Genomic DNA, 21,350 nt, shown 5'->3' with positions numbered 1-21,350 from the left:
AAAGAAGCAGCGGTCGGACACCTGCCAATGCCGCAACCGCATGCGGACTATAGGCGACGATTGTGACGCTGAAATGGCAGCTCGGTAAAAACCCTAGGATGCCACTATTGCGGCGTCCGGATCACAAACCGTAGCGCTTGATCTTGTCGTACAGCGTAGCCTTGCCCACCTGGAGCAAATCCGCCGCCTGGCTGACGGCGCCGCCGGTGCGGGCCAGTGCGTCGGCGATGACGGCGCGTTCGTAGTGTTCCATGCGCTCGCGCAGCGGCGTGGATTCATCCGGTGCGGCGGCCTGCGCGCCAGCCTGGCCGCCTTCGGGGACGCCGAGCACGAGCCGGTCGGCGGCGTTGCGCAGCTCGCGCACGTTGCCTGGCCAGGGGCGCTGGGCCAGCGCCTGCCGCTGCAGTTCCGACAGGATCGGCGCGGGCCGCTGGTAGCGCACGGCGGCGACCAGCATGAAGTGCTCGAACAGCGGCACGATGTCTTCGCGGCGCTCGCGCAGCGGCGGCAGGGCGATGGTCACCACGTTGAGGCGGTAGTACAGGTCCTGGCGGAAGGTGCCCTGTGCCACCAGCGCATCCATGTCGCCCTTGGCGGCGGCGACGATGCGTACGTCGATCTTCACGGATGCATTGGAACCGAGCCGTTCCAGCGTGCTTTCCTGCAGCACGCGCAGCAGTTTGACCTGCAGCGCCAGCGGCATGCTTTCGATCTCGTCGAGGAACAGCGTGCCGCCGGAGGCGTGTTCGAGCTTGCCGATGCGGCGCTTGCCGGCGCCGGTAAAGGCGCCGGCCTCGTGGCCGAACATTTCGCTCTCGAAAATGGCTTCGGGCACGGCACCGCAGTTCAGCGCAATGAAGGGGCCGTCGCTGCGGTTGGAGAGCGCGTGCAGGCTGCGCGCGACCAGTTCCTTGCCGGTGCCGGTCTCGCCGTTGATCATCACGGGCACGTCGGTGGGTGCAACGTTCGCCACCAGCGCGCGCACCTGGTCGATGGCGTGCGAGCGGCCGATGATGCGCGTGCCGGCGGCGGGGCCGGCCAGTTCGCGGCGCAGGGCCTGGTTTTCCAGTTCGAGCGCGCGACGTTCCAGCGCGCGGCGCACGGTATCGGTCAGGCGGTCGGCGCCGAATGGCTTCTCGATGAAGTCGTAGGCACCTTCGCGCATTGCCTGCACGGCCATGGTGATATCGCCGTGGCCGGTCACCAGCACCACCGGCACGCCGGGCGCGGCATTGCGGCAGTGTTGCAGCAGGTCCAGGCCGCTGGCGCCGGGCAGGCGGACGTCGGTCACAAGCACGCCGGGAAAATCGGCGGAAAGGTGCGGCATCGCGGCCTCGGCCGAGGGCAGTGCGATCACGGCAAAGCCGGCCAGCTCCAGGCTCTGCGCGGTGGCTTGCCGGACCAGGGGTTCGTCTTCGACGAAGAGGACACGCAGACCGTCTTGCATGGGATTACTCGCTCGGTTGGGAAGCCGGCCGCTCACGGTCGGGTGCGGTGGCCCGCGACAGCACGATGGTGAATTCGGCGCCGCCGCCGTCGACATTGGCGGCGCCGAGCTGCCCGCCGAACTCGCGCACGATCGACGACGAGATCGCCAGGCCCAGGCCCAGGCCCTGGCCGATTTCCTTGGTGGTGAAGAAGGGCTCGAACAGGCGGGGCAGGTCTTCGGGCGGGATACCGGTGCCATTGTCGCGCACGGCGATGGTGACGGTGGCGGCATCGGCTTGCACGTCGATGCCGATGCGCCCGGTGGCCAGCCCGGCGGCAGCGATGGCGTCGAGCGCATTGCCAACCAGGTTGAGCAGGACCTGCTCGAGCTTCAGTTCCTCGGCCCGCACCGCCACATCGGGCAGTCCGTCGAGCCCGGTCACGCTGACGGTGGCCGCCGCCAGGCGCGGCGCCAGCAGGGCCAGCACATGCTCGATGGCGGCGCGCACCGGGACCGCGCGGCGGGTCGGCCGCGCCTTGCCGGCAAACAGCTTGAGCTGGCCGGTGATCTTGCCCATGCGCTCGGTCAGGTCCGCAATGGCAGCGAGATTGCCTTCGGCCGCCGCGAGCTGGCCGCGTTCGAGCAGCACGCGCGTGTTGTCCGAGAACGTACGCAGCGCCGCCAGCGGCTGGTTCAGCTCGTGCGTGATGCCGGCGGCCATCTGCCCCAGCGCGGCGAGCTTGCTGGCCTGCACCAGTTCATCCTGCGCGGCGCGCAGCTCGCTCTCCGCGCGGGTGCGCTCTGTCACTTCGGCTTCCAGCTGTTCGTTGATGGCCATCAGGTCGGCAGTGCGTTCCTCCACGCGCCGCTCCAGCTCATCGTAGGCGGCCTCAAGCAAACGGCGGCTGTACAGCATGTCGCGCGCACGCTGGCGGCGCTGGCGCCAGTTGACCAGCAGCAGGCACATGCAGGCATAGGCCAGAGCGGCCGCCACGGTGGCATTGCGCGCGTTGGCCAGCACGGGATCGAGCGGCGCCATCACCTGCATGGTCCAGCCGGCGGGGCCGACCTTGCGGCCGAGCTCCAGATAGCGGTCGGCGCGCTCGCTGCCGTCCGGCCCCGGGGCGTTGCTGCGCACGCGTACCAGCCGCGCGCCATTGTCGAGCGTGGTGTCGGCCAGCCAGCGCGTGACGGGCGAGGTCAGCGGCTCCAGCGGCAGCGGCGAGACGTCGCGGTCATGGTACTGGCGGGTCTCGCCGAGCTGAGCGTGCAGTTCCGGCGGCAGCGGCCCCAGCGTGCGGTACTGCCATTCAGGGACCGAAGACAGGAAGATCACGCCGTGGTCGTCGCTGACCATCAGTGGCTCGGCGCTGCCGCCGCCGGCGCGCTGGAACCACTCCAGGTTGAGCTTTACTACGGTGACGCCGATCACCTTGCCGCCGGCTTCGACCGGTTGCGCGATGTAGTAGCCGGGCTCGTCGCTGGTAACGCCGATGGCGTAGAAGCGTCCCAGGTCGCCGCGCGCGGCGATCTGGAAATAGGGGCGGAAGCGGTAGTCGGTGCCGACGAAGCTGCCGGGCTGCCCATGGTTGCTGGCGGCCAGCGCGATGCCGTTGGCGGCGATCACATAGGTGGCCGAGGCATGGGCGCGGCGGTTGACTTCGGCCAGGTAGTGATTGGCGGCGGCCACGCGGGCCGGATCGCCGGGGGCTTCGAGCAGCCCGCGCACGAAGGGGTGCAGCGACACCAGCGCGGGCAGGAATTCGTAGCGGTCGAGGGTGCTTTCGAGCGTGGCCGCGTAGCGATCGGCACGCGTGGCGGTGGTCTGCTGCAGGCTGGAAATGCCGCGCTGGACCGAGACCAGCCAGGTCAGCGCGCACAGCAGCAGGAGCCCTGCCGCCAGCACGACGGCAAAGCCCCACCAGCGGCCGTTCTCGGTGCCCGGCTCGTGCACCACCGCCTGGGCGGCGGCGGGATCGTGTACGGCGAGAAAATCGTCGGAGTGGGGCATCGGCGCGCGCGAGGGGTGTCGCGCCGATGATACCCGCTGGCGGGCGGCCAGGGCAGCCGCCCGCGTGGCGTCAGACGTTCTGGCCGGCGTCGGCAAGTTGTTCCGCTTCATCGCCGCCGTGCCGCAGCACGCTGTTGAGCTTCTTGCGGTCAAGCTCGCGCTCCCAGGCCGAGACCACCACGGTGGCTACGCCGTTGCCGATGATGTTGGTCAGCGCGCGGCACTCGCTCATGAAGCGGTCGATGCCCAGGATCAGCACCATGCCGGCCACCGGGATGGTGGGCACCACGGCCAGGGTGGCGGCCAGCGTGATAAAGCCGGAGCCGGTCACGCCGCTCGCGCCCTTGGAGGTCAGCATCGCCACCGTCAGGATGGTCAGCTGCTGCATCAGCGTGAGTTCGATACCCGTCGCCTGCGCGATGAAGATCACCGCCATCGTCATGTAGATGTTGGTGCCGTCCAGGTTGAACGAGTAACCGGTCGGCACGACCAGGCCCACCACCGAGTTGGAGCAGCCGAGCTTTTCCAGCTTTTCCATCAGCTGCGGGAGCGCCGCTTCCGACGAGCTGGTGCCCAGCACGATCAGCAGTTCTTCCTTGATGTACGCGACGAAGCGCAGGATGCTGAAGCCGGTCAGGCGCGCCACCGTGCCCAGCACGAACACCACGAAGATGATGGCCGTGAAGTAGAACGTGCCGATCAGCTTGAGCAGCGGCACCAGCGAGCCCAGGCCGTACTTGCCGATGGTGAACGCCATCGCGCCGAAGGCGCCGATCGGGGCCACCTTGGTAATGACGTGGACGATATGGAAGAAGACCTTGGAGACCTGTTCCACCAGCGTGAAGACGATGCGCGCACGCTCGCCGATGATCGACAGCGCTGCGCCGAAGAACAGCGAGACCAGCAGGATCTGCAGGATGTCGCCATTGGCGAAGGCGCTGAAGATCGTATCCGGGATGATGTGCATCAGGAATTCGACCGTGCTCTGGCCGTGCGCCTTCGACACATACTGCGCGATGGACGCGGTATCCAGCGTGGACGGGTCGATGTTGAAGCCCACGCCCGGCTTGAGCAGGTGCGCGGCGCCCAGGCCGATCAGCAGCGCGAAGGTGGAGATCACCTCGAAATACAGCAGCGCCTTGCCGCCGACGCGCCCGACCTTCTTCATGTCGCTCATGCCGGCAATGCCGGTGACGACCGTACAGAAGATGATGGGGCCGATGATCATCTTGATTAGCTTGATGAAGCCGTCGCCCAGCGGTTTCATGGCGACGCCCGTATCCGGCCAGAAATGGCCCAGCACGATGCCAACGAAGATGGCGAACAGTACCTGCACGTACAGGATCTTGTAGATGGGTTTTCTCATGGTGTCGTCCTCGGTGTTGACCGTACCCGTCGCGGCGGCGCCGGGCGCGCGCCATCACGAATGCGGCGCGTCTGGAACATGGAAACGCAATCGACGTGCCAGTCGGGCCGTCATCGATAAGTCACTGATTCCAAAGGGAAGGGCGGCAAGCTGGACGCTGCCGCGCTCCGGGTTTCCGGAAATCCGGAATGCGGCAATCCGGAGATTCGGAGGCCTGGGTGGATGCTGGGTGCCCGGAGCGCCACACCGTTGCGGCGGATGGAGGTCGCAAAGGCCGTTCGCGGCGGTTTCGGCCGCGATTGAGCGCGGATCGTACGGCCTGACGCCGTATAATTCCGAGCTTCCATCATTGCCACCGGACCGCGCCGCCGGAATCGCCAGCGCACCCCGGTTGCCCCCGACAGCACGCATGAGCAGCTACTACAAGCATCACGTCTTCTTCTGCCTGAACCAGCGCGAGGCCGGCGAGAACTGCTGCGCCAACCACAACGCCAAGGCCATGCAGGAATACGCCAAGAAGCGTTGCAAGGAACTCGGCATCGCAGGCGGCGAAGGCCGCGTGCGCATCAACAAGGCCGGCTGCCTCAACCGCTGTGAACTCGGGCCGGTGCTGGTGGTCTACCCCGAGGCCGTCTGGTACACCTTCGTCGACGAGCACGATATCGACGAGATCATCGACAGCCATCTGCTCAACGGCAAGCCGGTCGAGCGGCTGATGGTGGACCACTGAGGCGGACTGATGGCTCCGCTGTCTCCGGAGTTTTTCCCGCGTCTGTCCCATGTTTGTCATCCAGTCCCGCCACGCTACTGTCGGGGCGGATTTTATTCCTGCTCCAAGCCGTCACGTCCGTTGCCATCATGAACGCGCACACCCAGGTACTCACTATTGCCGGCCCCGTCGGCGCGATCGATCTTTCGGTCGACCTGCCCCAGTCCGAAGCGCCGCGCGGCCTGGCGCTGGTGGCGCATCCGCATCCGCTGTTCGGCGGCACCAAGGACAACAAGGTGGCGCAGACGCTGGCACGCAGCTTCGTGCAGCTCGGCTACGCCACGGTGCGCCCGAACTTCCGCGGCGTGGGCGGCAGCGCCGGCGAGCATGACAGCGGCGTGGGCGAGCAGGATGACCTGCTGGCCGTCGTCGCGTGGATGCGCGAGCAGACCGCATGGTCGCCGCAGGCCGCGACGCTGCCGCTGGCGCTGGGCGGGTTCTCGTTCGGCAGCTTCGTGACCACGCATGTGGCGCGCCGCCTGGCTGAAGCCGGCACGCCCGCGCAGCGCCTGGTGCTGGTGGGCACCGCCGCCAGCCGCTGGCAGGTCGCCGAGGTGCCGGCCGATACTATCGTGATCCACGGCGAGCAGGACGACACCGTGCCGCTGGCGAGCGTATTCGACTGGGCCCGCCCGCAGGAACTGCCGGTCATCGTGATTCCCGGCGCCGATCATTTCTTTCACCGCAAGCTGCACCTGATCAAGCAGCTTGTCGTCAATGCGTGGGACCGGTAAGGCTGGCCCTTGCGCCATTGCGCCAGTACCGCCACATCGAACCTTCCTCGCAATCTTCTTCTTGTCGGAAAACTGAAACATGCTGAATAGAGCCACGCCGCTTTCTGCGTCCGCCTTTGCCCCCGCCGCCATCGTTGCCGCAGTTGTACTTGCCGCCGCGCCTGCCGCCGTCCTTGCCCAGGGCGTGCCGATGCCGCAGGTTGCCGCCAAGTCGTGGATGCTGTACGACGTGACCAGCGGCCAGGCCCTGGCTTCGCAGAATGCCGACCTGCGCATCGAGCCCGCTTCGCTGACCAAGCTGATGACCGCCTACCTGGCGTTCGAGGCACTCAAGGAAAAGCGCCTGACGCTTGAGCAGACCGTGGTGCCGACCAATCTGGTGCTGAAGGTGAAAAGCGACGAGTCGCGCATGTTCATCGAGCCCAACAAGCCGGTCAGCGTGCAGGACCTGCTGCTCGGCCTGATCGTGCAGTCGGGCAACGACGCCGCGCTGGCGCTGGCCGAGGCCGTGGGCGGCTCGGAAGAAGGCTTCGTCGCGATGATGAACCGCGAGGCCCAGCGCATGGGCATGAAGAACACGCACTTCACCAACACCGACGGCATCCCCGACCCTAACCACTACACCACCGCGGTGGACCTGGCCACGCTGACCACGCGCCTGATCAAGGACTTCCCCGAGTACTACGCCATGTACTCGCAGAAGGAGTTCACCTATAACAAGATCAAGCAGCCCAACCGCAACCGCCTGCTGTACATCGATCCGACCGTCGACGGCGTCAAGACCGGCCACACCAAGTCGGCCGGCTACTGCCTGATCTCGTCGGCCCAGCGTCCGCTGGCCAATGTGCCGAACGGCTCGCGCCGTCTGGTGTCGATCGTGATCGGCACCACCACCGAGCAGGTCCGCACGCAGGAAAGCCTGAAGATCCTCAACTACGGCTTCCAGTTCTTCGACACGCTGCGCCTGTACGACAAGGGCCAGGTGCTGGCCACGCCCGATATCTACAAGGGCAAGAGCGGCACCATCAAGATCGGCGTGCAAAACGAGACCTTCGTCACCGTGCCCAAGGGCACGGGCGGTCGCCTGAAGCCTGTGCTGGAGCGCCAGGAACTGCTGGTGGCCCCGATCGCCGCCGGCCAGCAGGTGGGCACGGTCAAGCTGATGGACGGCACCAACAAGGTGGCGGAATTCCCGGTGGTGGCGCTGGAGGAAGTGCCCGAGGCCGGTTTCTTCGGCCGCCTGTGGGACACCATCCGCCTGTGGTTCAAGCGCAAGTGACCTGATTGAGCAGACTGGCGCGCAGTACCCGCGTGCCAGTCCGCCGGAGAATCCGACATGACAGCCGACAACAAGGACAGTGGCAAGCCGGGCGATATCCCGCCGGACCAGTCGCTGATCGAATACCCCAGCCATTTCCCCATCAAGGTGATGGGCGTGATGCAAGATGGCTTTGCCGAAGCCATCGTGACGCTGGTGCAGGACTTCGATCCGGACTTCCACGCCGGCAAGATGGAAATGCGCCCGTCGAGCAAGGGCAATTACCTGGGCCTGACCGTGACGGTATGGATCACCAGCCGCGAGCAGCTCGATGATCTGTATCGCGCGCTGACTTCGCATCCGATGGTGAAGGTGGTGCTGTAAGGCTTCCTCTCCCGCTTTGTTTTCTCCCCTCTCCCGCTTGCGGGAGAGGGGCCGGGGGTGAGGGCAGGCGTTGGCATGCTGACGCCCGTCACTTCGCTGACGCTCCAGCCCTCACCCCCACCCCTCTCCCGCATGCGGGAGAGGGGAGCCCTCCGGCATGCCCATCCGCGGCTTCAACGGCCGGGCTCCGATGTACTCCCATACCAACATGAACACCATCACCCTGAAACCCGGCAAGGAAAAGTCCCTGCTGCGCCGCCATCCGTGGATCTACGCCACCGGCATCGCCACGACCGAAGGCCGTTGCGAGCCCGGCTCCACCGTGACGGTCCGCGCGGCCGACGGGCGCTTTCTCGCCAAGGCCGCCTACAGCCCCGAATCGCAGATCCGCGCGCGCGTGTGGACTTTCGACGAGAACGAGCCGGTCGATCACGCGATGTTCAAGCGCCGCGTGGCCGCCGCCGTGGCCCATCGCCGGCAATGGGTGAAGGACAGCGACGCCGTTCGCCTGATCTTCGGCGAGGCCGACCGCCTGCCGGGCCTGATCGTCGACTACTACGGCAACGGCCCGGAAGGTCAGCTGGTCTGCCAGTTCAATGCCGCGGGCGTCGAGCAGTGGAAGACCGCGCTGGTGCAGGCGCTGATCAAGGAAACCGGCTGCCCCAACGTCTATGAGCGCTCCGACGCCGCCGTGCGCCAGCGCGAAGGCCTGGAGCTGGTCACCGGCGTGCTGGCCGGCGCCGAGCCCGATCCGGCGCTGTCCGTGACCGAGCACGGCGTGCGCTACTACGTCGACGTGCGCAGCGGCCACAAGACTGGCTTCTACGTCGACCAGCGCGACAACCGCAAGCTGGTGGGCGACCTGGCCGAAGGCCGCGAGGTGCTCAACTGCTTCTGCTACACCGGCGGCTTTTCGCTGGCCGCGCTGCGGGGCGGCGCGAAGTCGGTCACGTCGATCGATTCGTCTGGCGATGCGCTGAAGATTGCCGCAGGGAACGTCGCGCTGAATGGTTTCGACCCCGAACGCGCCACCTGGCTCGATGCCGACGTCTTCAAGACGCTGCGAGAATTCCGCGCCGAGGGCCGCCAGTTCGACCTGATCGTACTGGACCCGCCCAAGTTCGCACCGTCGTCTCACCACATCGACCGCGCCGCGCGTGCCTACAAGGAGATCAACCTGGTCGGCACGCAGCTGCTGCGCCCGGGCGGGCTGCTGTTCACGTACTCGTGCTCCGGTGCGATCAGCATGGAGCTGTTCCAGAAGATCATCGCCGGCGCCGTGACCGATGCGCGCGCCGATGCGCGCATCCTGCGCCGCCTGTCGGCCGGCACCGATCACCCCATGCTGGCGGCGTTCCCGGAAGCGGAGTACCTGAAGGGGTTGCTGCTGGAGAAGGTGGCCTGATCTGATGTGGCGCTAAACCTCAGCGCCACATCAACGCCACATATTCCGCATCCGGCTGGCCAGATCCACCGGCGCCAGCGTCGGCTTTGCCGGCGCCTCGCCCGGCATCGGCGGTGGCGGCCAGGAGCGGCTGTAGAAATGCGGCATCACGCGATTGGGCAGAAAGCGCGTGCGCGACGCATAGACGTGGCGATCGCCGAAGCCGACCTGCTGGTGCACGTAGAAGCGTTGCGGCACCACGATATCCAGATGGTCCTTGGCACGCGTCATCGCCACGTACATCAGGCGCCGTTCTTCCTCGATCTCTTCGGTAGTGCCGGTGGCCAGGTCGGACGGCATGCAGCCGTCGACCGCATTGAGCACGTACACCGCTTTCCACTCCTGGCCCTTGGCCGAATGGATCGTCGACAGGATCAGGTAGTCCTCGTCGCGCGAGGGCACGCCTGATTCGTCGCTGGATGCGCTGGGCGGATCGAGCGTCAGCTCGGTCAGGAAGCGCTCGCGCGAGCCGTAAGTGGCGGCAATCCGCTCGAGCTGCTGCAGGTCGGCCAGCCGCGCTGCGGCATCGTCATGCATGCGCTCCAGGTGCGGCTGGTACCACGCCACCACCTGCTCGAATTCCGACGGCCATGGCGATACCGGCGCCATCAGCGTGCGCGCCAGCGCCAGCAGGTCGGACCACGCCGGGGCCGCGGCCGGTGGCGGTTCGAACGATTCCAAGGCAAACAGCGGCTCGGTTGCGGCCGCCAGTCCGTCGAGCACGCGCGCGGCGGTCTTGGGGCCGATGCCGGGCAGCAGCTGCAGCGTGCGGAAACCCGCCATGCGGTCGCGCGGATTCTCCAGCCAGCGCACCACGGCCATGGTGTCTTTGACGTGCGTCGATTCGAGGAATTTGAGGCCGCCGAACTTCACGAAGGGAATGTTGCGGCGGGCCAGTTCGATCTCCAGCTGCGCGCTGTGGTCGGCGGCGCGGAACAGCACTGCCTGCGCCATCAGCGCCAGCCCGGCCTCGCGCCGCGCCAGGATCTGCTCGACCACGTAGCGCGCCTGGTCCGCTTCATCGTTGACGACGATCACGCCGGGCTTCTCGGCGGAAGTCCGTTCTGACCACAGGTCCTTGGTGTAGCGCTCCGCCGCCAGGCCGATCACCGCATTGGCGGCGTGCAGGATCGGCTGCGTCGAGCGGTAGTTCTGCGACAGCGTGACCTGTTGCGCGGGCGGCGTGAACTGCATGGGGAAATCGAGGATATTGCGCACGGTGGCGCCGCGGAAGGCGTAGATCGACTGTGCGTCGTCGCCCACCACGGTCAGGCCGCGTCCGTCGGGGCGCAGTGCCAGCAGGATCGCCGCCTGCAGGGCGTTGGTGTCCTGGTATTCGTCCACCAGCACGTGGTCGAAGCGTGCGCCCATATCCTGTGCGATCGACGGCTCGGTCAGCGCCTGTGCCCAGTAGAGCAGCAGGTCGTCATAGTCGAGCACCTGCTGTTTCTGCTTGGCTTCCACATAGCCGGCAAATAGCGTGCGCAGCGCATCGACCCACATCGTGTAGCGCGGGAACTGCTGCTTGAGCACGTCTTCGAGCGGCGCCTGCGTATTGACCACGCGCGAGTAGATGGCCAGGCAGGTTTCCTTCTTCGGGAAGCGGCCGGCCGTTTCGGACAGGCCGAGGTCGTGCCGCACCACGTGCATCAGGTCGGCGGCATCGCCGCGGTCGCTGATGGTGAAGGCGGGCGACAGCCCGAGTGTCTCGGCGTATTCGCGCAGCAGGCGCGCGCCGATGGCGTGGAAGGTGCCCGACCATTGCAGCGCGGCGCGGCCGGCGCCGGTCTGCGTGCCCAGTGCCTGGTCGACGATGCGCTCCACGCGCCGCCCCATCTCGGCCGCGGCGCGGCGCGAGAAAGTCAGCAGCAGGATACGGCGCGGATCGGCGCCGTTCAGGACGAGGTGCGCGACGCGGTGCGCCAGCGTATTGGTCTTGCCGGAGCCCGCGCCGGCAATGATCAGCAGCGGCCCTTCGCTGCCGTGCTCGACCGCCGCGCGCTGCTCCGGGTTGAGCCGGGACAGGTAGGCGGGTGCCGCTTCGGCTTCAGAGGCGGCGGCGAGGTCCGCGGCGGGGGCAAGTTCGAGTGACACAGGCTAGGGTTCGGGCGCGGGCGGGCCGCGGATGTGCGCGAATCGCCAAGGGTAAGGGACGGCAGGAAAAAGCTGGCGCCAACTGTATATCCATACAGGCCGACCGCGCAAGCCGGGACTGCGCGATCCCGGAGGAATACAAAAAAAGGTGCTCGATGAGCACCTTTTCGTGGCCGCTGCGGGGAGGAGCGTTAAGCGGAATTAAGCCGACTTTGCGAGCGCGCCGTCCAGCAGCTTGTGCAGGGCATCCCACTCGGGCTCGCCCACATAGCGCTTCAGGATGCGCCCATCCTTGTTGACCACGAAGGTGGTCGGGGTCAGCTGCACATTGCCGAAGGCCTTTGCGGCAGCACCATCCGAATCCATCGCCACCTTGAACGGCAGGCCGCGCGTCTTGGCGTAGTTCATCACGTACATCGGCGGATCGTAGTTCATGGCCACCGCGACGAACTCCAGGCCCTTGCCCTTGAACTGCTCGTAGGTGCGGACCATGTCGGGCATTTCCTTGACGCAGGTGGCGCAGCTGGTGGCCCAGAAGTTGATCAGGTAGACCTTGCCCTTGAGGTCGGCGGTGCTCACCTTTTCGCCGGACAGCAGCGTGAAGGTGGCTGCCGGAACATTGTTGGCCGGAGCCATCGCGCGGTAGCCGAACCAGCCGAGCAGGGCGACCACCACGACCGCCACGGCGAATGGCCAGACCTTGCGGGGCGAGGAGGAAGTGGCGGAAGAGGGGTTTGTCATGGTGATGCGGTCCGGCAAAGTCAAACGGCGAAATCGCATTCTACTGCCGCTTGGCGGTATTCGTTGGCCGCCGGCTGGCTGCGGCAATCTGTCGCGTCGGCGCGTTGGACGGATTTAGTGTCCTGTTCCGCAAATACCTTGCCATGAAATCGCCCGGTTGCCCGCCATGCGTCGTTGCTCGTCGTTGCCATAGCTACGGCTATGGCGCCTCCTCGCGCCTAGCCTGACGAGCAACCGGACGATTTCATTTTGGCAAGTTACTTGCGGAACAGGACACTAGCGGCTGGCCGCCACGGCCGCGCGTGCCTGGTCCAGCGCCTGTTCGAGGTAGGCACCGTAGAAATCAGGTTGAAGGCCGTGCAGCGGAGCGGCCGCCTGGCGGCCGCGGCCGTCGAGGAACAGCACGGTCGGCGCTACGCGCACCTGGTGGGCACGGGCCCAGGCTTTGGCGGTGGTCATGGTGCCGTCGGCGTCGCGCAAGGGTGTGTCGGCGGTCATGTCCAGCTCGCGCACGGCGATCTGGCCGTCGGCAGCCTGCGGGCCGAGGTAGCTCTTGCGTACCGTTTCGCAATAGCCGCAGCCAGGCAGGGAGACCAGCACCACCAGCGGTTCGCCGCGGCGCGCGGCGTCGGCGCTGTGTGCGGCGAGGTCTGTGGCGGCGGGCAGGTGTGCCGGCGTGGCGATGGCCAGCGGCGTCGCGCAGGCAAGCATCAGCCCGACCAGGCTGCGGACAGCGGCGCTACGCAACGTGAAGGACAGCAGGGACATGGGCGGGGGCAATGCGGAAGCGGCGAGCAATGACGCGCCGGTTCCCGGATAATACCGGTTTCCGTCCTAGGGTATCGGCCGCCGCCGTTGCGTACTTTTGCCCCGGATTTCACCTTATCTGTCCGCTGCCCGGCATTGCCCCCGATGCATCTTCCGCAGGTTCGTCAGCTCTTCCGTACGCGCTCGGTTTTCCGCGGCCGCGTGATCCTGCCAGTCCTGCTGGCGGCGACGGCTCTGGCCGCATGCTCGCCGCGCTACGACTGGCGCACCATCCGGTCGGGCGAAGGCGGCTATGCCGCGCTCTATCCGGGCAAGCCGACCAGCGCTGCGCGCGAGGTTGCCATCGCCGGCCGCAAGCTGCCGATGACGATGGAAGCCGCCCGCGTCGACGATACCCTGTTTGCCGTGGGCGTCGTCACGCTGCCGGCCGATGACGCTGCGGTGCGGCGCGAAGCGCTGGCGTCGATGCAGGCGGGCCTGCTGGCCAACCTGGGTGCGCATGCCGGCGATGCGGTGCGTACGCGGCCGGTCACCATCCAGTCAGCCGATCAGCCGGCAAAGCCAGTGGAGGGCGTCGAGCTGCAGGTAAGCGGCGTATCGCCGCAGGACCAGTCCCCGCGCCGTCTGACTGCCCGGCTGGTCGCAGTGGGAACACGCGCCTACCAGGCCGTGGTGCTGGAATCCGGCGATGCCGCGCGCGACCAGCGCCAGGCCGAGCAGGTCGAGCAGTTCCTGACCGGTTTTCACCCGTATTGAGATGCGCGCCGCCAGGACAGCGGCGCGGATCGTTGTGGTTGTCAAAGGAGAGTTGTCATGCATTGGGAAGTCTGGCTGGCCTATTTTGCCGCGTGCTGGGTGATTGCCGTGTCGCCGGGTTCGGGCGCGGTGCTGTCGATGAGTCACGGGCTGTCGTACGGGCTGCGCAAGACGACCACCACGATCTTCGGCCTGCAGACCGGGCTTGTGATCATCCTGCTGGTGGCCGGTGGCGGGCTGGGCGCGCTGCTGCTCGCTTCGGAACAGGCGTTCGCCGTGGTAAAGACCGTCGGCGCGCTCTACCTGATCTACCTGGGCGTGCAGCAGTGGCGCGCCCGCGTCGAGACCAGCGCGGATACCACGGGGGTGGCCCGCGTGGCGGTAATGAGTCCGCGCCGGCGCTTTGCCACCGGCCTGCTGACCAATGTCACCAACCCCAAGGGCATCATCTTCATGGTGGCGGTGCTGCCGCAGTTCATCGATCCCAACCAGCCGCTGGCGCCGCAGCTGGCGATCCTGGCGGCAACCATGTGCGGCGTGGACCTGATCGTGATGCACGGCTACGCGCTGCTGGCGTCGCGCATGCAGGGCCTGTTCCGCAACGCGCGCGCGGTGCGCTGGCAGAACCGCTTCTTCGGCAGCGTGCTGATGGCGGTGGGTACGGCGCTGTTCTTCGTGCGCCGGCATCACGCCTGACGCATTTCGGCGCCTGGCGCGGGCCGGACTGGCGCGCGCCGGCCGGGTTTGCTTCAATGGGGGTAGACCTTTGCCGCGGAGAAGCACGCATGCCAGGCTCCCTGAAGATTCGCGTCGGCGCGCCCGCGCGACCCGCACACACCGTGCCCCCGATGGACGAGCCGCCTCCTCCGGGCATTCCCCCCGATCTGCCGCTGCCGCCAGAAGAGGATCCGACACCACCGCCGGTCGAGCCTCCGGTGGCCGTGCCGGCGCCGCCTATTGCTTCACCCCGTAGACATCGTTGAGGCAGTAGCCGTCGGTAGGCTCGATCGGCTTGTCGCCGTGGGTGTAGCCGGTGCGGATGATATGCAGCAGCGGCTCGCCCGGTGCGACGTGCAGGCGCGCCGCCAGCTCGTCAGTGGCGACTATTGCCATGAAAGGAAACATCCTGACCCCCGCAGGCTGGGTCTTCGGCCAGGCCCATGTCGGCCAGGACGGGCGCATCGCTTGCGTCGAGGGCGTGCCCGTCATGCCTGCGGACAACGACGCGCCCTATGTGCTGCCGGGCTTCGTCGACCTGCTGAACCACGGCGGCGGCGGCAAGGACTTCATGGACGGCGAGGCGGCGGTGCCGGTCATCCTGCGCACCCATGTGCGCTTCGGCACCACCAGCCTGCTGGGCAGCACCATGACTTCGCCGCCGGAAGTCCTGCTGCCCGCATTGCAGGCGCTTGGCCGCGCCTGCCGGTCGCGCCCGGCAGGCGCGGCACGCATGCTCGGCGTGCACCTGGAGGGGCCGTACATCAATCCGGGCAAGCTGGGGGCGCAGCCCGATACCTCGGCCATCGCCACGCAGCCCGAGCTTGAGCAGTACCTGAGCGCGGCGCCACTGGAGGTGGTGACGCTGGCGCCCGAGCTGCCCGGCCACCTCGACATCATCCGCTCGCTCGCCGCACGCGGCGTGCGCGTGCAGCTGGGCCACACGCTGGGCAGCTATGAAGATGCCGTGGCCGCGCTCGACGCCGGCGCCAGCGGCTTCACCCACCTGTTCAATGCGATGACGCCGCTGAAGCATCGTGCCCCGGGCGTGGTGGGGGCGGCGCTGGCGCACGCCGAGTTCGCCGAGCTGATCCCTGACCTGCTGCACGTGCATCCCGGCGCGATCCGGGCTGCGCTGCGGGCCATTCCGCGCCTATACGCGGTCACCGATGCCACCGCCGCCGCCGGCATGCCAGACGGCGTCTATCACCTGGGCAGCCAGACCGTCTACAAGTCCGGCGGCAGCGTGCGGCTGGCCGACGGCACGCTGGCTGGCAGCGTGCTGACCATGGACCAGGCGCTGCGCAACTTCGTCGCGATCGGGCTGGACCTGGCCGACGCCTCGCGCCGCGTCTCGCTGTATCCCGCCGAGTACCTCGGGCTGGCCGATCGCGGCAGGCTTGCCGCGGGCTGCTGGGCGGACGTCACCGTGCTTGACCGCGCGCTGTCGGTGCGCGCCGTGTATGTGGAAGGGGAATGCTGTGTCGAAGATGCTTGAGGAGGCGCTCGGCAGTTCTAACCGGACAACTACTAAGAAACGCTGTCTGAAAGCGCACCTTGGTCCCCACCGTTTCATCCTTCGGGGGCGGGCGCACCCGATGGACAACTGTTAACGAAAAAGGCCGCCAGAACGGCGGCCTTGAGGCTGGTCGGCTGGGACGCCCGGGTCATGCGCCCCCGGTGGTATCCACGGCACCATTGGCCGGGATGATACCCGCGCGGCGCTCCAGCTCCGCGACGCGGGTTTCCAGTTCTTCCAGGCGGGCGCGCGTGCGGGCCAGCACCTGCGACTGCACATCGAATTCCTCGCGGGTGACCAGGTCGAGCTTCGAAAAGCCCTGGGTCATCATGCTGCGCACGTTCTTTTCGATGTCCCTTGCCGGCGAATTGCGCAGCGCCTCGCTGACCTTGTTCTGCAGGTCGTTGAAGAGATCGGTCGGTTTCATGGGTTTCTCCTTTGTGCACCGAGGTGGTGCCAATGAGGGAAGTGACCTGGCGTTTAGCGCGCTTTCGCACGATATCTGTGCGCCCCCAATGCGGGCGAACCCCTAGTGGAGGCGCTCGCGCCGGTCACCGTCAGGCCTAGATTATCGCCCTTCAGGCACGTGGGCGAAAGCGCCCTTGCGGCGGCGTTGACACCTTTTAACCCGAACTTGCTTTGCTGCAAGGCAGATTCAAGCGCGGGTTCGGTCACCCGTCGCATTTCCTCCTTCCCCGGTTTCGGGGTTTTCCGATAGCTGGCACGGCAGTTGCAGTAGTGGATTCGACCGTATCACCGAACCACAAATAAACGAAATCCGAGCCAAAAAGGAAAAGGAGTAGAAATCCATGAAGAAGTTGGCCCTTGCAGTCAGCGCGGCCGTTCTCTGCAGTTCTGCCGCCACCGCATTCGCCCAGAGCACGGCCGAGGCCCCCGCAGCGGCACCGGCCGCTGCGGCCGCCGAGCCGGCATCGCCCCATACGTTCACGGCCAACGTTTCGCTGGTCTCGGACTACCGCTATCGCGGGCTGAGCCAGACGAACCGCCGCCCTGCCATTCAGGGCGGTTTCGACTACGCGCATGAGAGCGGCTTCTACATCGGAAACTGGAACTCCAGCATCAGCTGGATCTCGGATGCCGATTCGTCGGTGTCCGCGCCGATCGAAATGGATTTCTACGGCGGCTACAAGAACACCTTCAAGGTGAACGAGCTCGAGTTCAACTATGACGTCGGTGTGCTGCAGTACTTCTACCCGGGCGGCTATACCAGCACGCGTCCCTACACCACCGAGTTGTATGCGGGCATCGGCTACGGCCCGGTGTTCCTGAAGTTCTCGCAGGCGCTGACCAACCTGTTCGGCATCGCCGACAGCAAGTACAGCAACTACGTCGACCTGAGCGTCAACTATCCGCTGAACGTCTGGGACCTGACCCTGAACGCGCATGTCGGCTACCAGACGGTGCAGCACGTCAGCGGCGCTTCCTACCTGGACTGGAAGCTTGGCCTGACCAAGGACCTCGGCAAGGGCTTCTCCCTGGCGCTGGCCTATATCGGCACCAACGCGAAGGACTCGTTCTATACCAACAGCCACAACCACAATGTCGGCAACAACACGGCGTGGGCTTCTCTCACCAAGACTTTCTAATTGAGCGTCAGTCAGGGCAGGCCGCAGCCGGCTTGCCCACAGGAGAAAACGATGAAACTGATCATCGCAGTCATCAAACCCTTCAAGCTCGACGAGGTGCGTGAAGCGCTATCCGATGTCGGCGTGTCGGGCATCACCGTCACCGAAGTCAAGGGCTTCGGCCGCCAGAAGGGCCATACCGAGCTGTATCGCGGCGCCGAGTACATCGTCGACTTCCTGCCCAAGGTGAAGATCGAGGTGGCCGTGCCCGACGACGTAGTGGAGCGCGCCATCGAAGCCATCGAGAAATCTGCCCGCACCGGCAAGATTGGCGATGGCAAGATCTTCGTGGCCCCGATCGAGCAGGTCATCCGCATCCGCACCGGCGAGACCGGCGGCGATGCCCTGTGACAGCACAACGACAAGAGGTTAATCACATGAAAACCTGGTTCAAGCGAATCCTGACAGCCGGCGCAATGACGCTGGCCATCGGCACGGCCGGTCTCGGCCTGTCTACGCATGCCGTGGCGCAGGACAAGCCGGCTGCGGAGGCCTCGGCTCCCGCAGCTTCCGCCCCCGCAACTGCTCCGGCCGCAGCCGCCGCGGCTGCACCTGCCGCAGCGCCTGCCGCCGCGGCCCCCGCCGAAGCGGCCGCCGCCCCCGCGGCGCCTGTTCCCAACAAGGGCGACACCGCCTGGCTGCTGGTCTCGACAGCCTTCGTGATCCTGATGACCTTGCCCGGCCTGGCGTTGTTCTATGGCGGCCTGGTGCGTTCGAAGAACATGCTGTCGGTGTTGATGCAGTGCCTGGTCATTTTCTCGCTGGTGATGCTGCTGTGGGCCATCTATGGCTACAGCTTTGCCTTCACCGAGGGCAATGCCTTCTTCGGTGGCATGGACCGGCTCTTCATGAAGGGGCTGAACGTCGACGCCGTGGCGGCCACCTTCAGCAAGGGCGTGGTGGTGCCTGAGCTGGCGTACTTCGCCTTCCAGGGCGCGTTCGCGGCGATCACCTGCGGCCTGATCATCGGTGCCTTTGCCGAGCGCGCCAAGTTCTCGGCAGTGCTGGTCTTCATCGTGCTGTGGTTCACCTTTGCCTACCTCCCGATTGCCCACATGGTCTGGTTCTGGCCCGGTCCGGATTCCTACACCGACGCTGCCGCCGGCGCCGCCGCGACGGCCAAGGGCGGCTGGCTGTTCCAGAAGGGCGCGCTCGACTTCGCCGGCGGCACCGTGGTGCACATCAACGCCGCGGTGGCTGGCCTGGTGGGTGCCTTCATGTTCGGCAAGCGCATCGGCTTCGGCCGCGAGGCGATCCGTCCGCACAGCCTGACCTTCACCATGGTCGGCGCCTCGCTGCTGTGGTTCGGCTGGTTCGGCTTCAACGCCGGCTCGGCGCTGGAAGCCAACGGTTCGGCTTCGCTGGCCTTCGTCAACACGCTGCTGGCGACCAGCGCCGCGGTGCTGGCCTGGACCTTCGGCGAGTGGATCGGCAAGGGCAAGCCCTCGATGCTGGGCGGTGCCTCGGGTGCGGTAGCCGGCCTGGTGGCGATCACCCCGGCGGCCGGCTTCGTCGGCCCGATGGGCTCGATCGCGATCGGCCTGCTGGCTGGCCTGCTGTGCCTGTGGGGCGTGACCGGCCTGAAGCGCATGCTGGGCATGGACGACTCGCTGGACGTGTTCGGCGTGCACGGCGTCGGCGGCATCCTGGGTGCGCTGCTGACCGGTGTCTTTGCTGCGCCGAGCCTGGGCGGCACGGGCATCTATGACTACGTGACCAACAAGGTGGCGGATGACTATTCGATCGCCGGCCAGCTCTGGATCCAGTTCCAAGGCGTGCTGACCACTATCGTATGGTCTTCCGTGGTGGCCTTCGTGGCCTACAAGCTGGTGGACATGCTGATTGGCCTGCGGGTGCCGGAAGAAGAAGAGCGCGAGGGCCTGGATATCACCTCGCACGGCGAAACTGCCTATGAGGTCTGATCGTAAAGGTGTTGTGCTGGAGAGCTGATTGGGAATCTTCTCTCAGGAGTTTTGCCCGGCCGCGTGCCGGGCTTTTTTATTTCCGGGGCGCCTTGCCGGGCCTCCCGCCAGCATGCCCCCAGCGCTGACAAGGGCCGGCAAGGGGTCGGCAGGAGGCAGGTGCATTTTTCGTAGAGTGCTTAAATCCGATCTTAAAAAGCTTCAATTGTCTTTAATGTGGTGCGCACATAAAGTGCCAGTGAGGCAGTTTCCTCCACCTGCAGAACGCTCCCCGTATCTGTCAGGCCATTTGAGAGCGCGGCACCGCCGCGCTTCTTTTTTTCCGGGCGCCAGCCCGGAAATCGGGCCTTTAATTCCCGTCAGGTCATCCCCATATCGTTATCCCTTATGTCGGGCGGCGCATATCCTTATAGAGGGCGTGCCAGCGCCCGGTTGGCCGTTCCTCTACAATCGGGGCGAACGATAAAAGACGATCACTAGGATGGATATGGTCCCGCATCTCATCACCGCGCTGAACGGTCCGCTGCTCGAACTGGAAAAAAAGATCCTGGACGCCACGCCGTCCATCGAGCGTTGGTTCAGGCTGGAATGGCAGGAACATACGCCTCCGTTCTACTGTTCCGTGGATCTGCGCAACGCCGGCTTCAAGCTGGCGCCGGTCGACACCAACCTGTTCCCGGGCGGTTTCAACAACCTGGCGCCGGAAATGCTGCCCCTGGCGGTGCAGGCGGCCATGGCGGCAATCGAGAAGATCTGCCCGGATGCCAAGAACCTGCTGCTGATCCCCGAGCGGCATACCCGCAACATGTTCTACCTGCAGAATGTGGCGCGGCTGTCGCTGATCATGCGCCAGGCAGGCCTGAACGTGCGCCTAGGCTCGCTGTCCGAGGAAATCACCGAACCGACCCCGATCGAGCTGCCGGACGGCCAGACGCTGGTCGTGGAGCCGCTCGCCCGCTTGGGCACCAAGGGCCGCCGGCTGGGGCTGAAGGATTTCGATCCCTGTTCGATCCTGCTGAACAATGACCTGTCGGCCGGCATCCCGCCGATCCTGGAAAACATCAACGAGCAGTACCTGCTGCCGCCGCTGCATGCCGGCTGGTCCACCCGCCGCAAGAGCAGCCACTTTGCCGCCTATGACGAGGTGGCCAAGAAGTTCGCCAAGCTGATCGACATCGATCCGTGGATGGTCAACCCGTACTTTGCCCGCTGCACCGGCGTGGATTTCCACGAGCGCGTGGGCGAGGAGGAACTGGCCGACGCGGTCGAAGGCGTGCTCAAGAAGGTGGCCAAGAAGTACCGCGAATATGGCATCAAGGAAACGCCGTATGTGGTGGTCAAGGCCGATGCCGGCACTTACGGCATGGGCATCATGACCGTGCGCGATCCGTCCGAGGTCAAGGGCCTGAACCGGAAGGAGCGCAACAAGATGAGCGTCGTCAAGGAGGGCCTTGAGGTCAGCGACGTCATCATCCAGGAAGGCGTGCATACCTTCGAGAAGGTGAACGAGGCGGTCGCCGAACCGGTGGTCTACATGATCGACCGCTATGTGGTGGGCGGTTTCTACCGCGTGCACACGGGCCGCGGCAATGACGAGAACCTGAACGCGCCGGGCATGCACTTCGTGCCGCTGGCGTTCGCCCCCAACGGCATCCCGGACAGCCACGCCAAGCCTGGTGCGGCCGTGCCGAACCGCTTCTACATGTATGGCGTGGTGGCGCGGCTGGCGTTGCTGGCGGCGTCGCTGGAACTCGAGAAGACCGACCCGAACCCGATTATCTGACGAGCCCCC

The 21,350-nt window shown here is 66.2% G+C and carries 20 protein-coding genes; 12 read left to right on the top strand and 8 right to left on the bottom strand.

Annotated features, from left to right (window positions below; translation table 11 throughout):
* Positions 1-121: 121 nt before the first annotated feature.
* From RM96_RS11710 to RM96_RS11700, 3 genes are all read right to left on the bottom strand, one after another.
* Positions 122-1,447 carry a sigma-54-dependent transcriptional regulator gene (locus tag RM96_RS11710; RefSeq protein WP_039010653.1) on the bottom strand — a complete coding sequence of 442 codons (1,326 nt, stop codon included), beginning with the start codon at positions 1,445-1,447 and terminating at the stop codon, positions 122-124.
* Between the two features lie 4 nt (positions 1,448-1,451).
* On the bottom strand, positions 1,452-3,440 hold the full coding sequence (locus RM96_RS11705; RefSeq protein WP_039010651.1) for a sensor histidine kinase: 1,989 nt from the start codon (positions 3,438-3,440) through the stop codon (positions 1,452-1,454).
* 70 nt (positions 3,441-3,510) lie between these two features.
* Positions 3,511-4,806 carry a dicarboxylate/amino acid:cation symporter gene (locus tag RM96_RS11700; RefSeq protein ID WP_039010650.1) on the bottom strand — a complete coding sequence of 432 codons (1,296 nt, stop codon included), beginning with the start codon at positions 4,804-4,806 and terminating at the stop codon, positions 3,511-3,513.
* A gap of 409 nt (positions 4,807-5,215) precedes the next feature.
* Between RM96_RS11700 and RM96_RS11695 the strand changes: the two genes are divergently transcribed.
* The 5 genes from RM96_RS11695 to RM96_RS11675 all read left to right on the top strand — a co-directional run bounded on the left by RM96_RS11695 (position 5,216) and on the right by RM96_RS11675 (position 9,356).
* Positions 5,216-5,536 (top strand): (2Fe-2S) ferredoxin domain-containing protein, encoded by a 321-nt coding sequence (locus tag RM96_RS11695; RefSeq protein WP_039010648.1) that lies wholly within the window; start codon positions 5,216-5,218, stop codon positions 5,534-5,536.
* Between the two features lie 128 nt (positions 5,537-5,664).
* Positions 5,665-6,309 (top strand): alpha/beta hydrolase, encoded by a 645-nt coding sequence (locus tag RM96_RS11690; protein ID WP_039010646.1) that lies wholly within the window; start codon positions 5,665-5,667, stop codon positions 6,307-6,309.
* A 79-nt stretch (positions 6,310-6,388) separates the two neighbouring features.
* Positions 6,389-7,588, top strand: coding sequence for a D-alanyl-D-alanine carboxypeptidase family protein (locus RM96_RS11685; protein ID WP_039010645.1), 1,200 nt, complete (start codon positions 6,389-6,391; stop codon positions 7,586-7,588).
* 57 nt (positions 7,589-7,645) lie between these two features.
* Positions 7,646-7,951 (top strand): YbeD family protein, encoded by a 306-nt coding sequence (locus RM96_RS11680; RefSeq protein ID WP_039010643.1) that lies wholly within the window; start codon positions 7,646-7,648, stop codon positions 7,949-7,951.
* Positions 7,952-8,159: 208 nt separating this feature from the next.
* Positions 8,160-9,356, top strand: coding sequence for a class I SAM-dependent rRNA methyltransferase (locus RM96_RS11675; protein ID WP_039010671.1), 1,197 nt, complete (start codon positions 8,160-8,162; stop codon positions 9,354-9,356).
* Positions 9,357-9,386: 30 nt separating this feature from the next.
* Here RM96_RS11675 and RM96_RS11670 read toward each other — a convergent pair whose 3' ends face one another.
* From RM96_RS11670 to RM96_RS11660, 3 genes are all read right to left on the bottom strand, one after another.
* Positions 9,387-11,489, bottom strand: a complete 2,103-nt coding sequence (locus RM96_RS11670; RefSeq protein WP_039010642.1) for an ATP-dependent helicase — start codon at positions 11,487-11,489, stop codon at positions 9,387-9,389.
* Positions 11,490-11,690: 201 nt separating this feature from the next.
* Entirely contained in the window at positions 11,691-12,230 is a 540-nt protein-coding gene (locus RM96_RS11665) for a TlpA disulfide reductase family protein (RefSeq protein ID WP_039010670.1), read from the bottom strand.
* Between the two features lie 276 nt (positions 12,231-12,506).
* Positions 12,507-12,941, bottom strand: coding sequence for a SoxW family protein (locus tag RM96_RS11660; RefSeq protein ID WP_193752433.1), 435 nt, complete (start codon positions 12,939-12,941; stop codon positions 12,507-12,509).
* Between the two features lie 201 nt (positions 12,942-13,142).
* Between RM96_RS11660 and RM96_RS11655 the strand changes: the two genes are divergently transcribed.
* Complete coding sequence (locus RM96_RS11655) at positions 13,143-13,754, top strand: hypothetical protein (RefSeq protein WP_039010638.1); 612 nt, start codon at positions 13,143-13,145, stop codon at positions 13,752-13,754.
* A gap of 57 nt (positions 13,755-13,811) precedes the next feature.
* Positions 13,812-14,450: a LysE family transporter gene (locus RM96_RS11650; RefSeq protein ID WP_039010635.1), complete on the top strand. Its 639-nt coding sequence runs from the start codon at positions 13,812-13,814 to the stop codon at positions 14,448-14,450.
* A 258-nt stretch (positions 14,451-14,708) separates the two neighbouring features.
* Here RM96_RS11650 and RM96_RS39950 read toward each other — a convergent pair whose 3' ends face one another.
* Positions 14,709-14,867: a UTRA domain-containing protein gene (locus tag RM96_RS39950; RefSeq protein WP_238587230.1), complete on the bottom strand. Its 159-nt coding sequence runs from the start codon at positions 14,865-14,867 to the stop codon at positions 14,709-14,711.
* Between RM96_RS39950 and nagA the strand changes: the two genes are divergently transcribed.
* Positions 14,866-15,969 carry an N-acetylglucosamine-6-phosphate deacetylase gene (nagA, locus tag RM96_RS11645; RefSeq protein WP_039010631.1) on the top strand — a complete coding sequence of 368 codons (1,104 nt, stop codon included), beginning with the start codon at positions 14,866-14,868 and terminating at the stop codon, positions 15,967-15,969. The two genes, RM96_RS39950 and nagA, sit on opposite strands and share 2 nt — an antisense overlap.
* A 169-nt stretch (positions 15,970-16,138) precedes the next feature.
* Here nagA and RM96_RS11640 read toward each other — a convergent pair whose 3' ends face one another.
* On the bottom strand, positions 16,139-16,417 hold the full coding sequence (locus RM96_RS11640; RefSeq protein WP_039010629.1) for an accessory factor UbiK family protein: 279 nt from the start codon (positions 16,415-16,417) through the stop codon (positions 16,139-16,141).
* Between the two features lie 382 nt (positions 16,418-16,799).
* Between RM96_RS11640 and RM96_RS11635 the strand changes: the two genes are divergently transcribed.
* The 4 genes from RM96_RS11635 to gshA all read left to right on the top strand — a co-directional run bounded on the left by RM96_RS11635 (position 16,800) and on the right by gshA (position 21,341).
* Positions 16,800-17,597 carry a TorF family putative porin gene (locus RM96_RS11635; RefSeq protein WP_039010627.1) on the top strand — a complete coding sequence of 266 codons (798 nt, stop codon included), beginning with the start codon at positions 16,800-16,802 and terminating at the stop codon, positions 17,595-17,597.
* A gap of 51 nt (positions 17,598-17,648) precedes the next feature.
* Positions 17,649-17,987, top strand: coding sequence for a P-II family nitrogen regulator (locus RM96_RS11630; protein WP_017225134.1), 339 nt, complete (start codon positions 17,649-17,651; stop codon positions 17,985-17,987).
* Between the two features lie 26 nt (positions 17,988-18,013).
* On the top strand, positions 18,014-19,558 hold the full coding sequence (locus RM96_RS11625) for an ammonium transporter (RefSeq protein WP_039010625.1): 1,545 nt from the start codon (positions 18,014-18,016) through the stop codon (positions 19,556-19,558).
* Between the two features lie 487 nt (positions 19,559-20,045).
* A complete protein-coding gene (gene gshA, locus RM96_RS11620) occupies positions 20,046-21,341 on the top strand; it encodes a glutamate--cysteine ligase (RefSeq protein ID WP_039010669.1) in 1,296 nt (431 codons plus the stop codon).
* Positions 21,342-21,350: the final 9 nt, after the last annotated feature.

Source organism: Cupriavidus sp. IDO (genome assembly GCF_000812465.1).
Taxonomy (GTDB): domain Bacteria; phylum Pseudomonadota; class Gammaproteobacteria; order Burkholderiales; family Burkholderiaceae; genus Cupriavidus.
Note: the sequence above shows the minus strand (reverse complement) of the source record. Positions and strands in the feature narration are given on the sequence as shown.

Coding starts and splice junctions, on each gene's coding strand:
- RM96_RS11710 (WP_039010653.1), bottom strand. CDS start 1,447: ATGCAAGACGGTCTGCGTGTCCTCTTCGTCGAAGACGAACCCCTGGTC.
- RM96_RS11705 (WP_039010651.1), bottom strand. CDS start 3,440: ATGCCCCACTCCGACGATTTTCTCGCCGTACACGATCCCGCCGCCGCC.
- RM96_RS11700 (WP_039010650.1), bottom strand. CDS start 4,806: ATGAGAAAACCCATCTACAAGATCCTGTACGTGCAGGTACTGTTCGCC.
- RM96_RS11695 (WP_039010648.1), top strand. CDS start 5,216: ATGAGCAGCTACTACAAGCATCACGTCTTCTTCTGCCTGAACCAGCGC.
- RM96_RS11690 (WP_039010646.1), top strand. CDS start 5,665: ATGAACGCGCACACCCAGGTACTCACTATTGCCGGCCCCGTCGGCGCG.
- RM96_RS11685 (WP_039010645.1), top strand. CDS start 6,389: ATGCTGAATAGAGCCACGCCGCTTTCTGCGTCCGCCTTTGCCCCCGCC.
- RM96_RS11680 (WP_039010643.1), top strand. CDS start 7,646: ATGACAGCCGACAACAAGGACAGTGGCAAGCCGGGCGATATCCCGCCG.
- RM96_RS11675 (WP_039010671.1), top strand. CDS start 8,160: ATGAACACCATCACCCTGAAACCCGGCAAGGAAAAGTCCCTGCTGCGC.
- RM96_RS11665 (WP_039010670.1), bottom strand. CDS start 12,230: ATGACAAACCCCTCTTCCGCCACTTCCTCCTCGCCCCGCAAGGTCTGG.
- RM96_RS11660 (WP_193752433.1), bottom strand. CDS start 12,941: ATGCTTGCCTGCGCGACGCCGCTGGCCATCGCCACGCCGGCACACCTG.
- RM96_RS11655 (WP_039010638.1), top strand. CDS start 13,143: ATGCATCTTCCGCAGGTTCGTCAGCTCTTCCGTACGCGCTCGGTTTTC.
- RM96_RS11650 (WP_039010635.1), top strand. CDS start 13,812: ATGCATTGGGAAGTCTGGCTGGCCTATTTTGCCGCGTGCTGGGTGATT.
- nagA (WP_039010631.1), top strand. CDS start 14,866: ATGAAAGGAAACATCCTGACCCCCGCAGGCTGGGTCTTCGGCCAGGCC.
- RM96_RS39950 (WP_238587230.1), bottom strand. CDS start 14,867: ATGGCAATAGTCGCCACTGACGAGCTGGCGGCGCGCCTGCACGTCGCA.
- RM96_RS11640 (WP_039010629.1), bottom strand. CDS start 16,417: ATGAAACCGACCGATCTCTTCAACGACCTGCAGAACAAGGTCAGCGAG.
- RM96_RS11635 (WP_039010627.1), top strand. CDS start 16,800: ATGAAGAAGTTGGCCCTTGCAGTCAGCGCGGCCGTTCTCTGCAGTTCT.
- RM96_RS11630 (WP_017225134.1), top strand. CDS start 17,649: ATGAAACTGATCATCGCAGTCATCAAACCCTTCAAGCTCGACGAGGTG.
- RM96_RS11625 (WP_039010625.1), top strand. CDS start 18,014: ATGAAAACCTGGTTCAAGCGAATCCTGACAGCCGGCGCAATGACGCTG.
- gshA (WP_039010669.1), top strand. CDS start 20,046: ATGGTCCCGCATCTCATCACCGCGCTGAACGGTCCGCTGCTCGAACTG.